Source organism: Blautia sp. An46 (genome assembly GCF_002161645.1).
In the GTDB taxonomy this organism is placed as follows: Bacteria; Bacillota; Clostridia; order Lachnospirales; family Lachnospiraceae; genus Blautia; species Blautia ornithocaccae.
On sequence record NZ_NFIF01000002.1, the window covers coordinates 238,549 to 251,872 of the forward strand.

15 protein-coding genes and 1 pseudogene are annotated in these 13,324 nt (G+C 44.5%); 5 read left to right on the top strand and 11 right to left on the bottom strand.

Annotation, left to right across the window (positions count from 1 at the left end):
- Window positions 1–16 precede the first annotated feature (16 nt).
- The 4 genes and pseudogenes from B5G00_RS19215 to B5G00_RS03065 all read right to left on the bottom strand — a co-directional run bounded on the left by B5G00_RS19215 (window position 17) and on the right by B5G00_RS03065 (window position 3,492).
- Complete coding sequence (locus B5G00_RS19215; protein ID WP_275532358.1) at window positions 17–544, bottom strand: DUF4405 domain-containing protein; 528 nt, start codon at window positions 542–544, stop codon at window positions 17–19.
- Window positions 545–640: 96 nt separating this feature from the next.
- Window positions 641–1,369, bottom strand: a pseudogene (locus B5G00_RS19750) (ABC transporter ATP-binding protein); the annotation flags it as partial.
- A gap of 177 nt (window positions 1,370–1,546) precedes the next feature.
- On the bottom strand, window positions 1,547–1,972 hold the full coding sequence (locus tag B5G00_RS03060; protein WP_087268294.1) for a hypothetical protein: 426 nt from the start codon (window positions 1,970–1,972) through the stop codon (window positions 1,547–1,549).
- Window positions 1,969–3,492: a Y-family DNA polymerase gene (locus tag B5G00_RS03065; RefSeq protein WP_087268297.1), complete on the bottom strand. Its 1,524-nt coding sequence runs from the start codon at window positions 3,490–3,492 to the stop codon at window positions 1,969–1,971. The genes B5G00_RS03060 and B5G00_RS03065 overlap by 4 nt, the downstream gene beginning before the upstream one ends.
- A gap of 181 nt (window positions 3,493–3,673) precedes the next feature.
- On the opposite strand from B5G00_RS03065, the gene B5G00_RS03070 reads away from it, so the two are divergent.
- Complete coding sequence (locus B5G00_RS03070; protein WP_087268300.1) at window positions 3,674–4,627, top strand: J domain-containing protein; 954 nt, start codon at window positions 3,674–3,676, stop codon at window positions 4,625–4,627.
- Between the two features lie 2 nt (window positions 4,628–4,629).
- Here B5G00_RS03070 and B5G00_RS03075 read toward each other — a convergent pair whose 3' ends face one another.
- The 3 genes from B5G00_RS03075 to B5G00_RS03085 all read right to left on the bottom strand — a co-directional run bounded on the left by B5G00_RS03075 (window position 4,630) and on the right by B5G00_RS03085 (window position 7,665).
- A complete protein-coding gene (locus tag B5G00_RS03075) occupies window positions 4,630–5,463 on the bottom strand; it encodes a sugar phosphate isomerase/epimerase family protein (protein WP_087268302.1) in 834 nt (277 codons plus the stop codon).
- 154 nt (window positions 5,464–5,617) lie between these two features.
- Window positions 5,618–6,646 (bottom strand): LacI family DNA-binding transcriptional regulator, encoded by a 1,029-nt coding sequence (locus B5G00_RS03080; protein ID WP_087268305.1) that lies wholly within the window; start codon window positions 6,644–6,646, stop codon window positions 5,618–5,620.
- Complete coding sequence (locus B5G00_RS03085; RefSeq protein ID WP_087268524.1) at window positions 6,637–7,665, bottom strand: NUDIX domain-containing protein; 1,029 nt, start codon at window positions 7,663–7,665, stop codon at window positions 6,637–6,639. Before B5G00_RS03085 ends, B5G00_RS03080 begins: the two co-directional genes overlap by 10 nt.
- Window positions 7,666–7,824: 159 nt before the next feature.
- Between B5G00_RS03085 and B5G00_RS03090 the strand changes: the two genes are divergently transcribed.
- Genes B5G00_RS03090 through B5G00_RS03100 form a run of 3 tightly spaced genes read left to right on the top strand, consistent with a single transcriptional unit; the run spans window position 7,825 to window position 9,701 of the window.
- Window positions 7,825–8,199, top strand: a complete 375-nt coding sequence (locus tag B5G00_RS03090) for a GntR family transcriptional regulator (protein ID WP_087268308.1) — start codon at window positions 7,825–7,827, stop codon at window positions 8,197–8,199.
- A gap of 4 nt (window positions 8,200–8,203) precedes the next feature.
- Window positions 8,204–9,082 (top strand): ABC transporter ATP-binding protein, encoded by an 879-nt coding sequence (locus B5G00_RS03095; protein ID WP_087268311.1) that lies wholly within the window; start codon window positions 8,204–8,206, stop codon window positions 9,080–9,082.
- On the top strand, window positions 9,063–9,701 hold the full coding sequence (locus tag B5G00_RS03100) for an ABC-2 transporter permease (RefSeq protein WP_087268314.1): 639 nt from the start codon (window positions 9,063–9,065) through the stop codon (window positions 9,699–9,701). The genes B5G00_RS03095 and B5G00_RS03100 overlap by 20 nt, the downstream gene beginning before the upstream one ends.
- Window positions 9,702–9,786: 85 nt before the next feature.
- Here the strand turns inward: B5G00_RS03100 and B5G00_RS19755 are convergent, their stop codons facing one another.
- Window positions 9,787–9,936, bottom strand: coding sequence for a GH32 C-terminal domain-containing protein (locus B5G00_RS19755; protein WP_242971267.1), 150 nt, complete (start codon window positions 9,934–9,936; stop codon window positions 9,787–9,789).
- On the opposite strand from B5G00_RS19755, the gene B5G00_RS19760 reads away from it, so the two are divergent.
- The gene (locus B5G00_RS19760) at window positions 9,889–10,101 is read left to right on the top strand and encodes a helix-turn-helix domain-containing protein (protein ID WP_242971268.1); all 213 of its coding nucleotides are present in this window, start codon (window positions 9,889–9,891) and stop codon (window positions 10,099–10,101) included. The genes B5G00_RS19755 and B5G00_RS19760 overlap by 48 nt on opposite strands.
- A gap of 122 nt (window positions 10,102–10,223) precedes the next feature.
- Here B5G00_RS19760 and iolE read toward each other — a convergent pair whose 3' ends face one another.
- The 3 genes from iolE to B5G00_RS03120 are packed head-to-tail and all read right to left on the bottom strand — an operon-like array spanning window position 10,224 to window position 13,318.
- Window positions 10,224–11,123: a myo-inosose-2 dehydratase gene (gene iolE, locus B5G00_RS03110; RefSeq protein WP_087268317.1), complete on the bottom strand. Its 900-nt coding sequence runs from the start codon at window positions 11,121–11,123 to the stop codon at window positions 10,224–10,226.
- Window positions 11,124–11,135: 12 nt separating this feature from the next.
- Window positions 11,136–12,152: an inositol 2-dehydrogenase gene (gene iolG / locus B5G00_RS03115; RefSeq protein WP_087268320.1), complete on the bottom strand. Its 1,017-nt coding sequence runs from the start codon at window positions 12,150–12,152 to the stop codon at window positions 11,136–11,138.
- Between the two features lie 14 nt (window positions 12,153–12,166).
- Complete coding sequence (locus B5G00_RS03120) at window positions 12,167–13,318, bottom strand: iron-containing alcohol dehydrogenase (protein WP_087268322.1); 1,152 nt, start codon at window positions 13,316–13,318, stop codon at window positions 12,167–12,169.
- Between the last annotated feature and the right edge of the window lie 6 nt (window positions 13,319–13,324).

The window sequence follows — 13,324 nt, forward strand, 5'->3', positions numbered from 1 at the left end:
TTATGAAGCGGCAGTTTCACATGTTTCTAAATTTTTTGTTTCCGACCTTTTCAGGGGCTATTTTTCCGTTCGTCTGAGGGAGTTTCTTTCCGTATTTCTTAAGAACCACGGACAGATAGTGGGCGATCCAGATAAACAGCCCCATCATAGCCAGATAGTCTATATAAAAAGATATCGGCGACTCGCTGTAATCCAGGAAAACAAACTGTGTCCTCAGAAACATGTAAGTCACCAGATCTCTTGTCACGAATACATAGAGACCGTATCCTGCGATCACGATACCTGAAATCAGAAAGATCACCCGGCGGATCCCTGATGGTTTTGTCACTCCTGAAATATTTCTCGTCCTTGTCATCATCATGCCCCAGTGGAATCCCAGGTGCAGCGCCATCAGCACAAAGCCCCAGTAGCAGGCCACCATATGTACCAGTCTGGCCGTTCCCATACCTCCGGTGATCGGAAGAAACGCAAACACATGCCGGGACATTATGATCCCACTTGCCATCAGGCATATCATAACTGCAAGCAGCGCCAGATTCACCATACTGACCAGAACTCTTATTACAGTATATTTCCCCCGGAACAGATTCCTGTACCAGGCAAGATTCAGCAGATGATGGGCAATAAAAAGCACAAGGCCCAGTACTTTCTGACATTCTTCTAAAGATGCGTCTGTGAGAACCTCAATGGATGCCTTTGGAGCCATCATTTTTTCCAGGTTTTCCGCTGTATCATAAGCAATAAGTTTTCCCTTCGAAATAATCAGTATCTCATCACACATATGCTGGACTTCTGATAAAATGTGACTGCTTAAAATAACCGTATGCTTCTGTCCCAGAGATTTGATCAGATCACGGATTTCAATGACCTGGATAGGATCCAGCCATACTGAAGGCTAGTCCAGAATGATCACTTTCGGATTTCCCAACAAGGTCTGAGCAATTCCCACTCACTGTCTGTATCCTTTGGAAAGGTTTTTGATCAGTCGGTCTGCAACCTCTGTAATCTGGGTCTCCTTCATAACATTTTCAATCTCTTCTCTTATAGATTCCCGTGGGATTTTTTTCGCCTGAGCCACAAATCTCAGATATTCTCTGGGAGTCTCTTCCAGATACAGAGGCGGCTGCTCCGGAAGATATCCGATCATCTTTTTGGCCTCTATAGGTTGTTCAAAAATGTCATATTCCCCTATGGAAACATTGCCGGAAGTGGCAGACAGACAGCCCGTCATAATATTCATGGTAGTGGATTTACCCGCCCCATTGGGCCCCAGGAAACCGCAGACTGTGCCTTCTTTGATAGAAAAAGAAATATGGTCTACAGCCTTATGATTTCCGTAATACTTGGTCAGATTTTTTACTTCGATCATCTGTTTCTTTCCTTTCTGCGCAATTTGTACTGTATCCATGTTAGCCCTTCTCTGTGTTCTTTCATTGGAGCTTTTGTGTTTCTTTTATGAAAATTTTATAAACTTCTCTTGTCAGGGCAAAGAAAAAAAGCGCTGCCTGACAGCTTTTTTGGCTGTCTGACAACGCCTTTTCCTTTGTTATATGCTGTGGATAATAATGTCCACTATCTGGTCCAGTTCTATCTTTCTTCCCTCCTCCATAATAAGCATCCCACTGTCCCCGTCTGCTTTTCTGATTCTTCCAAAAGCTTCGAAATATGCTCCTCCTGTTTTCTTCTGATCCGGCAGAAAATAGATAACGGTAACTATGGGCTTTTCCCCAGGAGCATTTACTGCCCTCTGAAGCTTATAATTCAGTGCCTGTTTTTCATCTTCAGACAGCTCTGGCTTTCTTTCCGTCTGTCGGGCTGTCTCTTTTATTACTTCCCCATAACCGGTCAATGCGGCAAAGGGTGCAAACTGAGCCGCTCTCCCGGAGAGCGGCATAGGCGGATGCGCCCTGGATATATGATGAGGAAGATTTATAATATCCTCATAATTTTTCTCCCGGCTCTCTCTGCTCATGCCCTGTGTCCTCCTATCTGACAGTTCCTGTCTCTGGCTGTTGCTCCTTTTTCCAGACTCATACCTCTTAAAACAGCATTCTTTCCGAATTTTTTCTTGATCTCCAGTACAGCCTTCTGCATTTTCTGTTCCCGTTCTCTTTCCGCATCCTCTTTCTCCTGCTTTCTGCTAAGGGCCTCATAGTCGGTAAAAAGGTCCATCTGCTGAAACTGTGTTTTATTCTCTGCCTGATATTCCGGTATTACATGCTCCGCTGCCATATTGATGCGGCGTACCAGTAACTTTTGGTCCACAATCTTGTCAAAAAGCTCTGTAACTCCATGGAGAATCTGCCGGGAAGAAGAAGTATGCCCATTTAAATTTATGGTACCATGGGCGTGCTTGGGAATTTGTCTTCCATACATATCTGTAGTAACCTCTCCCTTATATTGCTTTCGCAGATCAGAGTCTTTCAAATTGTCGATATCATACCCCACTGTCAGGACAAGCTGGTCGGTAACAAGCCCCTTATCTACCAGGTCCAGAGCCAGCATATCCGCCATTTCCCGGACTACCAGCCTTGCCTTGTCAAAAGGATAGGGACACTGCAGCACCTGTCCGGACCCCACACTGCTGTTCTGTGGTCTATAGGCTTTGATATCTGCCATGGTGCAGGGTTCCCAGCCCCAGGCATGGTCGATGAGCAGCTCTGCATTAACGCCAAAAAGCTCATATAGAAGCTCCTCCTGATAATAGTCCCCAGGTTTTCCCAGAGAACAGCGGGCAATGTCTCCCATGGTGTACAGCCCATGGGCTTCCAGCTTTCTGGCATAGCCTCTCCCCACCCGCCAGAAATCCGTAAGAGGCCTGTGAGACCACAGCTGTCTGCGGTAGGACATTTCATCTAACTGTGCAATACGCACACCATTTTCATCTGCCGGAATGTGTTTTGCCACAATATCCATAGCTGCTTTGGCAAGATACAGGTTGGTGCCGATTCCTGCTGCTGCCGTAATACCGATATTCTCAAGCACATCCAGGATCATCTTCATAGCCAGTTCCCGGGCAGTTATTCCATAGGTCTTCAGGTAGGATGTAGCATCAATAAAAACTTCATCAATGGAATAAACATGAATGTCTTCCGGCGCTATATACTTCAGATAGATCTGATAAATCCTGCTGCTGATCTCCATGTATTTAGCCATCTGAGGCGGGGCTGTTATATAATCTGTCTCAAGAGCCGGGTTCTCTCGAAGTTCTGGCTCTTGACAGGAAGATCCGATGAATTTTTGCCCAGGTGCTGACTGCCTTCGTATCCCATTGATCTCTCTGACTTTCTGAATCACTTCAAAAAGTCTTGCTCTGCCCGGAATCCCATAGGCTTTAAGAGAAGGAGACACTGCAAGGCAGATGGTTTTCTCTGTCCTGGTTCTGTCCGCCACTACCAGATTGGTCGTCATGGGGTCCAGTTCCCGCTCTATACATTCCACAGAGGCATAGAAAGATTTCAGATCAATAGCAATATAGGTTCTCTCAGTCATATCAGGGCCTCCTATGTTCTTCTTTTCAGCTTTCGCTGTTCTTTTAATAATCATAACACAAAAGCCAAAATCGAACAAGTGTTCTTTTTCACTTTTTCAAACAATTTGAGTTCATTTTCTATCTGTGTTATCATAAAACAAGCATAAAAACAGGAAATCCGAGAAAGGAGGGCCACAGACCATGACACTGGCAGAAGCCTGCAGAATCCTGGATATTTCTCCAAAAGCAGATATGGAACAGATTAAAAAGCAATACCGAAAGCTTATGCTCCAGTTTCACCCGGATGTTTCCGGCTCTTCTGAAGTCGGCTATGAATACAGTGTCCAGGAGATCAACCTGGCCTATGCTGTTTTAAAAAAAGGGTTCACAGAATTGGAAAGCATTTCTTTTTCAGAAAAAGAAAAGAGTTTTCAGGACAATCTTCTTCACTGGAACGCGCCCACGAATTCCAATGCATGGAAGGAGCGGGATATCCTCCACTATGCAGAGGATTGTGAAGGAAATATTCTGGGGAATTTTACCATTGCCCGGGGAAAATATCTGTGGACAGCAGAAGAAGATTTTTCTTTATTCCTCCTGAGTCTTTACCGCTGCAGTCAGGAAGTGCTGGACGAAATCGACGCATCCCTTCAAAGGGAGGAACCTCCTTCTCTCCGCCAAAGAATCCAGCCCCAGCTTACCTATCTTCTGGCTCAACAGTTTATGGATGGAACTGCTCTCCTTAAAGAACTGTCAAAGAAAGTCTCCCATAAAAAAGAAGAGGGTGGAGTCTACTACCTGCCTGCAATGCTGGAAATCACCCGGAGTTTTGCAAATCTTAAGAATGGAGAATCTCTTTTCCCCTCCAGACTGAAAGGCCACAGACTGTATCTGAAAAACTGTGCCGGACAGGAACTGGGATATCTGTCTTTTCCTGATGACCGGTTCTATTACATTGTCATTCCTCTTTTTGAACAGCGAAAAGTTCTTGTAAAAATAAAGGCAGTTCAAAAACCTGTCACATCAGGGAAGAGGAAAACTTCCAGATATCAGCGCCTTCATTTGTGGCTGAGGTTTTCCGGAAAAGCAGAAAAACAGCTGCCGGAAAGTCTGAATCTTCAGATCCGGCAGCTGCTGGAAATTTACAGGCAGTGATTCTATCCGAAATAGTGGTTCACAAAATCTTTTGTCACCTGGGCGGCTTTTTTTATATTCTCTTCATGGGACATGGCATAATACTCCGGGCGAAATTCTTCAATGGTACATACGCCGTCAAATCCGATTTCTTTTAATGCCTCAGCAATGCCCTCGTGATCTACTACGCCTTCTCCCGGCCACAGTCTCTTATCGTCTCCACAGGACCCCAGAGGCAGGTCTTCACAGTCATTTAAATGATAGGCAAAGATTTTCTTTCCGTCGGCGGCCTTCAGATCTTCCAGCCTAGAGCACATCTCATGAAAATGGAAGGTGTCCAAAGTAATCCCTACATTATCTCTGTCCACTTCTTTCACAATGTCATAGGCTGTGCCAAACTGATTAATAGAGCAATCCGGAGCGCCACAGAATTCCAGCGAAATCCTCATATCTTTTCCCACCTTATGGGAAAGATACCGAAGACGTTCTACTGCTTCTTCACGAATCTCAGATACTGTTTTATCCTTTACCCCGCAAGTCGGCACTGTAATCAGCATTTTCAGTCCAATGGCCTTAGAAACCTTCAGAATGAACTCTACTTCTTCATCTACTTCCTGTTTTCCTGCCTCATCCCTTTGATTAAAATACAAAAGGGTATTGTAAGCCCAGGGCTTTAATCGGTGGCTGCCAAACCATTCTGCTAACTCTTCCAGTGTATGCTCCTTTAAATATTCTTTCAGGCAGTCAAAGCGGATTTCAATATAATCAAATCCATACTTTTCGCACATTTCCAAGTCTGCCATCAGTGATTGTCCCTTACATTCCAAGGCAGTGGCTTCATTAAACCCAATCTTCATATGCATTTCCTCCCGGTCATTCATATTTCCTTTATATATCGTATATAATATCATTGTGTGCACGTGAACGCAATCTGTGCTTTTTACCAAATTTAATCCTCTCTGTTTATTGATTTTTACAAACCTGATCCGTACAGAACTCTCGTCTGCTTTATTATATATTATACCTTGTCTTTATAGCGATCTCTGTATGCAGAAGCTCCTTTTCCGGTTTAATCTGATCAAAAAGCAGCCGGAACAAAATCATTACCGGTTCATATCCCTGAGTCCTGGCATCCTGTCCTATAAGGAAATTTATGGTTCCCTCTTTCAGCCATTTCTTATTCTCTTCCAGAAAATCATTGGCAATCATACGTATCTTTCCATCTTTTCCTGCTTTCTTTAAAACTCTGCATACGCCGCTGACCCCATGACCCGTTACATAGATTCCTGTCAGTTGCGGATACTGGACCAGAAGCTGTTCTGTTGCTCTGGCAGCTTCTTCTTCCTCATCATGAGAATAACAGACAGCTGCCACCTGTATATGAGGATAGCATTTCTGAAGTTCCTCTGTAAAGCCGTTCCGCCTGGCCTTTAGTCCAGGGTTGGAAACTTCTCCGGTAATCACTCCCACCTGCCCTTTTCCTCCTGTAATTTCTCCCATAAGTCCTGCAGCAGTCCGGCCACTCTGATAATTATCCTGCCCTACAAAGCATAGTCTCCCCGTGTCTTCTAAATCTGCATTCATCATGACTATAGGAATCCCATACTCTTTGCAGTATTTACTGATTACCTTTTTCAATTCAGGATTCTCTGATGGCGTAAGGGCAATTCCCTGAAATCCCTGCCGGCGCATATCCTCCATAAGTTTTATAACCTTGTCAGGTCTTACTTTTTCGATTTCGCATATTTGTACAATGCCGCCCAGACTCTCCACTTCTTGTTTTCCCTCCTGGACTCCTTTTAGAGTCTGCATCATGAAGGGAGTTTCCATATATTGAAGAATCACACCAATCTTTATCTTTTTTCCGGACATAGCAAGAGCCTTACCTGCTCTACTGGGCTGATACCCCATTTCCAGGGCAAGCTTTTTAATTTCAGCCGCAACTTCCGGGCGAATCCTGCCTCTGTCATGAAGAGCTCTGTCTACAGTACCTCTGGAAACCCCTGCTGCTCTCGCTATTTCTTCTAAAGTCACCGGCATATTTTTCCTCCATTCCATCTTTTTGGATCATATCCCTCGCCCTCCATATCCCATATATCTAAATATTTTCCAACAATCTCCAGCTCGTCCATATAAATGCAGTTCTTCATACTGCCTTCCTTTACTTCCCGGCAGCACTCTTTAAAATCCATCCACTTTACCGCCTCTACTTCAGATTCCTGAAGAATCAGGTTTTCCTCATCTACCGGTCTGTCATATATGTAGACTGCACTTATCTCATAATCCCGGAAAGGCTTTCCATAAAATACATCTTCAAAGTATGCTTTCCGCATGCCTGCCAGACGAAGGTCTTTCTCCTCTGCCCGGATTCCCAGCTCTTCCTCAAGCTCCCTCAGAGCAGCAGGGAGATAGGCGTCTCCTGCGGCTACATGGCCTGCAGAAGAAATATCATAGCACCCGGGATTCGAATCTTTCATCAGGCTTCTCTTCTGGAGCAGAAGGTCCCAGCCGCTTTTCTGATTTCTTCGGACGATCCAGATATGAGAAGTGGGATGAAGACTGCCATCCAGATGGGCCACGCCACGTTCCCGAACGATGCCCGATACACTTCCGTCTTCCCTGAGAATATCGAAAAGCTCCAGAGATTTTCCGTTCAAAGAAGCCAGTTGAAGGATATTTCTCCTGTCCAGGATCACTTTCAAAGAAAAGAAAGGACCGTCATCCATCAGAAGCCGAAAACAGATCTTTTCCTCCTCTCCTGCAACCTTATTCAAGACTTCGCCTGCGTTTTCCCAGGAAACAATATTCGCGGATTTTTCTTTTTCCATGGAATCAGAGCCGTGAGCACTGAATAAAAACACGTATTCCGTGAATTTTCCCTCTCTGACCAAAGTAAGGATTCCTCTGGCTCTCCAGGATAGAGATGGATTGTTTTCTCTTATTTTAGCCGTTCTTAGCAGACATTCCTCCGGACTTTCTCCTTCTTTCACGGCTTCTTTTATGATCCGGTACTTTCCCCTCTGATTTAAAACACAGAGAATACTCAGCTTTTCTGTCATTTCCATACACCCCATTGGCTATTTATTCTATCTCTTAGTTTACCTGATTTTCAAAAAATTTCAATTTTTCTTTTCCTAACATCTATTGACACTTATGTGCTCATAGTATATAGTGTGTATATATAAACATCACACTACAGACTGGAGGTACAGCTCTCTTTGAACATACTTATATCAAACACTTCCGACAGTCCCCTCTATCAGCAGATTAAAGAACAGATCAAGGATGCCATTTTACGGGAGGAACTGAAGGAAGGAGATCCCCTTCCTTCTATCCGCTCTTTTGCAAATGATCTGAAGGTCAGTGTTCTGACTATACGGAGGGTTTATGAGGAGTTGGAGAAAGAAGGCTTTGTCACAAGTCAGGTGGGAATTGGAACCTTTGTATCTGCCGGCAACGCAGAACTTCTCCGGGACTCCCGACGGCGGCTTGTGGAGGAAAAAATGCAGGATATGATCGATACTGCCCGTTCTCTGGGCATCACTAGAGAAGAATTAAATGCCATGATGGAGATTTTATACGAGGAGGAGTGAGGAAATGGATACGGTTTTAGATGTAACTGGATTAAACAAATCCTATGATAGTTTTTCTCTGAAAGACGTGAGCTTTTCCCTGCCTGAGGGCTGCATTACCGGATTTATCGGAATAAACGGTGCCGGAAAGACCACCACTCTTCGGTCCATTCTTGGCCTGGCCAGAGGCGTTACTGGAAATGTCCGTTTTTTTGGCATGGATATGGGAAAAAATGAAAAGCAGATCAAAGACCGCATCGGCGTAGTTCTGGACAGCGGCGGTTTCTATGAAGATTTGTCTCTGGATGAGATGAAGAAAATCCTTGCACCGGCTTATTCCTCCTGGTGTGAGCCGGATTACCAATCTTATCTGGAAAGATTTTCCTTGAATCCAAAGGAAAAGATCAAAAATCTCTCCAGGGGAATGAAGGTGAAGTATGCCCTGGCTCTGGCACTCTCTCATAAGGCAGAGCTGCTGATCATGGATGAACCTACCAGCGGTCTGGACCCTTTATCCCGCATCCAGCTTCTGAATGTTTTGAGAGATTATATGGAACAGGGCGGAAAAGGCGTATTGTTTTCTACTCATATCACCTCGGATTTAGACAAAATCGCAGATATGCTGATTATGATAAATGAAGGGCGTATTGTATTCCAAGAAGAAAAAGACCAGCTTATGGACAGATATCGTATTATTAAAGGCAGTAAAGGGGATTTAAATGAAAATATCCGTAGTCTGTTTCTTAGTATTCATGAAACGGATTTCGGTTTCGCCGGCATGACCAGCCATATATCCCAAATACAGAAGCGTCTTCCCAACATCCTTGTAGAACGTCCCACAGTGGAGGATATCATGCTGAGTTATATAGAAAGGGGGAAAGAAAATGCTGCTGAATTTAGTTAGAAAAGATTTTATACTGGTAAAAAAATACGTGCTTTTTATGGCTGCACTCTGTTTACTATTGCCTATTTTTCTGCTCTCCCGGCTGCCGGAATTTGCAGGACCTCTGACTTATTTTATCTCTGTAGTCTACTCCATATTTCTGCTTCTACAGTATGTTTTTCTGAAAGAATATCAGTCTCCCAAAGCATCCCTTCTCCTCTGTTCATCGCCTTATCCACGGCGGCTGATGGTACTTGGAAAGTATGCCTTCTGCCTGGTAATCTATACTGTCTGCACTTTGCTCTACCTGCTGGAATCTCTGCTCCTGCCCGGACTGGGAAGATTTCATGGGGGAATGGCTGTTCTGGTCTTTTCTATTATCACGGTTTTCTACGGCATTTACCTTCCCCTCCAATACCGCCTGGGATTTGAAAAGACGAAGTTTGTTACCACGATCATCATTATGGCTTGCCCCTTTCTGGCTCCTTTTGTTCTGGGCAAAGCTGATATGTTCAAAAAACTTATCCAGCCTTTGCCCCCGTCCCTTTTTTACGGCATGCTCTTATCTGTCAGCTTCCTGATGCTTATAGTATCCGCCTGCTTATCTGTCTATTTCTATGAGCATACAGATCTAGCCTAACCTGCTGCCTGTCAATGCAGCAAAAACCCCCAGGATACAACGGTACCAGCGTCCTCTGTATCCTGGGGGTAATTTTAATTCTTCTTTATTCTTTTACTGTTTCCAGTGAAATATTTTCCCACTGCTGAAAGGAGATTTCTCTTTCATTCTTTTCCAGATAAATCCTAGTGGTAAACACTATTTCTCCCTGGTTTACAAAAATTTCTACAATAGAACTGTCGATCAGGAGCAGCAAGATTTCCGTATCCGCAGGGCCTGCAGTCTGCTGAAGGAAACTGAACTGCCCATCAGTGATATTGCCAGATCTGTAGGATATGACAATGCCTTGTATTTTTCCAGACTGTTCCGGCAAAAGAAAGGCAGGACCCCTACCCAATATAGAAAAGGAAAAAATACCTGAACTGTTCCTTTGAACAAAGTGTGTTTTCCTATAGAACAAAAAAGCCGCCGTATGAAACAACGCTCTAGAATATTCATCGTTAAATATTCCTGACATACGTTTCATACGGCAGCTATGAAGTTTTACAGTCCTGTATTTTCAGCAATATATTTTCTGGCCTTGATGGCGTATTCCAGAGGATTTGCTTTGGCAGGGTCCTGCTCCGCCTCTACCAGCATGTATCCTTCATACCCAGTCTCTTCCAGCACTCTGAAGATAGGGACAAAGTCAATAGAACCGTCTCCTGGAACAGTAAAGGCTCCTGCCCGCACCCCATCCAGGAAGCTGAGTCCCTCTTCTTTCACTCTCCGAACCACTTCCGGACGGATATCTTTCAGATGCACATGTTTGATCCTGTCTGCATACTTTTTCACCATTTCCAGAGGGTCTGCACCGCAGTACGCAAAGTGGCCGGTATCATAGAGAAGGCTTACATACTCCGGATCTGTGCCTTTCATAAGCCTTTCTACCTCATCTGGATTCTGGACAACTGTACCCATATGATGATGGAAAGTAAGGGAGATGCCATATTCTTCTTTGGCGATTTTTCCCAGTCTGTTCAGACCGTCACAGAGGGTTTCCCACTCCTGATCATTCATAACATATTTCTTCCCGAAAACCGGCGTGTCCTCCTGGCCCTGGACGCTGTAGCTCTGCTCAGAGGCACCGATAATCTTGGCGCCCATAGTTCTCAGAAATTCCAGCTGTGCACGAAATTCTTTCTCCACTTCTTCAAAGGGTTTTGTAAGGAGAAAGCTGGAAAACCACTGGTTACAGATTTCCAGGTTCCGAAGTTCCAAAGCTTTTTTCAGTGCTTCTGTATCTTTGGGGTATTTATTTCCCACCTCTGAGCCAGTAAATCCTGCCAGAGCCATCTCACTGACACACTGTTCAAAAGTATTTTCTCCTCCCAGATCTGGAAGGTCGTCATTGGTCCATGCAATAGGAGCGATTCCCAATTTTACTTTATTTTTATCCAGCATTGATCCGTCCTCCTATTCTCCCATAATCTCAGAAATTTTAACAGGACGGTGTTCCTGGCTGGATTTTTTAGCTGCAAGTCCCATAAGCACAGGCTTTAAGCCGTCATATACATTAAGGGGCGTCTCTTTATCGTTTTCAATAGCATCAATAAAGGCAGCGATTTCTTTGCCATAGGCGTCCATATATCTCTCCAGGAAGAAGAACATTGGTTTCTCCCCTGTAACTCCCTGAGCATTGCTGACTACCATGTTAGACTGGCTGTCATTGGAAATTGCAGCCATTCCTTCGGAACCGAAGACTTCTGCTCTCTGGTCATAACCATAAACAGCCTTTCTGCAGTTGTCGATCACCGCAATGGCTCCATTTTCCATTTTCAGAGTGATCACTGCCGTATCCACATCTCCAGCCTCTCCAATAGCAGGATCTACCAGATTTGCGCTCTGAACATAAACTTCTTCTGCATCACAGCCTGCCAGGAAACGAACCATGTCAAAATCATGGATTGTCATATCCAGGAACATGCCTCCGGATACTTTTACGTAATCGATGCTGGGCGGTTCAGGGTCTCTGGAAGTAATCTTAATAATCTGAGGAGTTCCCACTTTTCCCTGAGCTACTGCTTCCTGAAGAGACTGGAAATTATGGTCAAAACGCCGGTTAAATCCTACCTGATATTTCAGGTTTGTTCCCTCCAGGGCCTTAATTACTTCCATGATCTTTTCTACATCATGATCAATAGGCTTCTCACAGAATACATGTTTTCCTGCCTTAATCGCTTCTACAGAAATAGGTGAATGCGTATCTGTGGAAGAGCAGATCAGCACTGCGTCAATCTCTGGGTCCTCAATGATTTCCTTATAATCTTTTGTAGTTTTTTCTACTCCCATGCTTTTTGCCCAGTCTGCTGTCTCTTCTGACAGAAAAGGATCTGCCACTGTCTTGATCTTTGCGTTAGGGACTCTTGTTGTGATACTGGTAATATGTACTCTCCCAATTCTTCCTGCTCCGATAATACCTACCTTAACCATTCTTCCTTCTCCTTTTACCAAAGTTTTTTATAAATTTCTTTTACTTCTTCTTCGGTTATATCTCTCATAGTATTCTGAGGGCTTCCGCTTTCCATGGCGTCATGAGCCATTTTGTCGATCAATTCAAAAAATTTCTCCCGCTGGATCCCTGCGCCCTCCAGATCAGGGATATCCAGTTCTTTTACAAGGGCTTCTACTCCGGCCAGAAATTTTCTGCCAGCCTCTGCATCTGTATCATTTTCAGATGCGACTCCCACAACTCTTCCAAGGTCCCCGAATCTTTCCTTTGCCCCAGAAAGAGCAAAAGTAAGACATTCTTTCATGAGCATGGCATTAGACAGTCCATGAGCTACATGGAACAGGGCTCCGATAGGACGGCTCATACCGTGGATAACCGTCACAGAGGAATTATTAAAAGCAATCCCTGCTTCCAGGGCTGCCAGAGCCATTTGCTCTCTTGCCTCCTGGTCTTTCCCGTCTCTGTAAGCCTTAGGCAGATATCTGAAAATACGTTTTACTGCCGAAAGGGCAAAGGTATCGGACATAGGCTGAGCCTTCCTGGAAGTATATGCTTCTATTCCATGGCAAAGTGCATCCAGACCTGTGGCCGCCGTAATTTTAGGCGGCGCAGTCATGGTAAATCTGGCATCGATCACTGCCATATCCGGCATAAGCACCCGCCCTTTCAGGAGCATTTTAATGTCCTTCTCTGTATCTGTGATAATCGTAAACTGGGTAGCCTCTGACCCGGTTCCTGCAGTTGTAGGAATGGCAGCCATAGGAGGAGTTTTTACCTGAATCTCTTTTCCCATGTAGTCGGAAATCTCTCCGCCAGACTCTGCCAGGGAGGCCACTGCTTTCATGGCGTCAATAGCGCTTCCTCCGCCCAGAGCGATGAGGAAATCACAGCTCTGTTCCTTGTATGCAGCCAGCCCTTTTTTTACCATAAGGTCTGTAGGCTCTCCTGTTATCTCACTGAAGATGTAGTAATCTACCCCATGAGCTTTTAACACTTCTTCCAGTTTTTGACAGTTTCCCAGCTGGATCATCATCTGATCTGTAACGATAAATGCTTTTTTCCCAAAAGAGGCAAACCATGTTCCTGCCTGTTCCAATGCTCCCGGTCCTGAAATAATATGTCCCGGCATAATAAACTCTCTGGCCATTTTTTT

Coding starts and splice junctions, on each gene's coding strand:
- B5G00_RS03080 (WP_087268305.1), bottom strand. CDS start 6,646: ATGCCGGTGACTTTAGAAGAAATAGCGAGAGCAGCAGGGGTTTCCAGA.
- B5G00_RS03120 (WP_087268322.1), bottom strand. CDS start 13,318: ATGGCCAGAGAGTTTATTATGCCGGGACATATTATTTCAGGACCGGGA.
- B5G00_RS19215 (WP_275532358.1), bottom strand. CDS start 544: ATGGTGAATCTGGCGCTGCTTGCAGTTATGATATGCCTGATGGCAAGT.
- B5G00_RS03100 (WP_087268314.1), top strand. CDS start 9,063: ATGCTGCTGAATTTAGTTAGAAAAGATTTTATACTGGTAAAAAAATAC.
- iolE (WP_087268317.1), bottom strand. CDS start 11,123: ATGCTGGATAAAAATAAAGTAAAATTGGGAATCGCTCCTATTGCATGG.
- B5G00_RS03085 (WP_087268524.1), bottom strand. CDS start 7,665: ATGACAGAAAAGCTGAGTATTCTCTGTGTTTTAAATCAGAGGGGAAAG.
- B5G00_RS03075 (WP_087268302.1), bottom strand. CDS start 5,463: ATGAAGATTGGGTTTAATGAAGCCACTGCCTTGGAATGTAAGGGACAA.
- B5G00_RS03065 (WP_087268297.1), bottom strand. CDS start 3,492: ATGACTGAGAGAACCTATATTGCTATTGATCTGAAATCTTTCTATGCC.
- B5G00_RS03060 (WP_087268294.1), bottom strand. CDS start 1,972: ATGAGCAGAGAGAGCCGGGAGAAAAATTATGAGGATATTATAAATCTT.
- B5G00_RS03070 (WP_087268300.1), top strand. CDS start 3,674: ATGACACTGGCAGAAGCCTGCAGAATCCTGGATATTTCTCCAAAAGCA.
- B5G00_RS03095 (WP_087268311.1), top strand. CDS start 8,204: ATGGATACGGTTTTAGATGTAACTGGATTAAACAAATCCTATGATAGT.
- iolG (WP_087268320.1), bottom strand. CDS start 12,152: ATGGTTAAGGTAGGTATTATCGGAGCAGGAAGAATTGGGAGAGTACAT.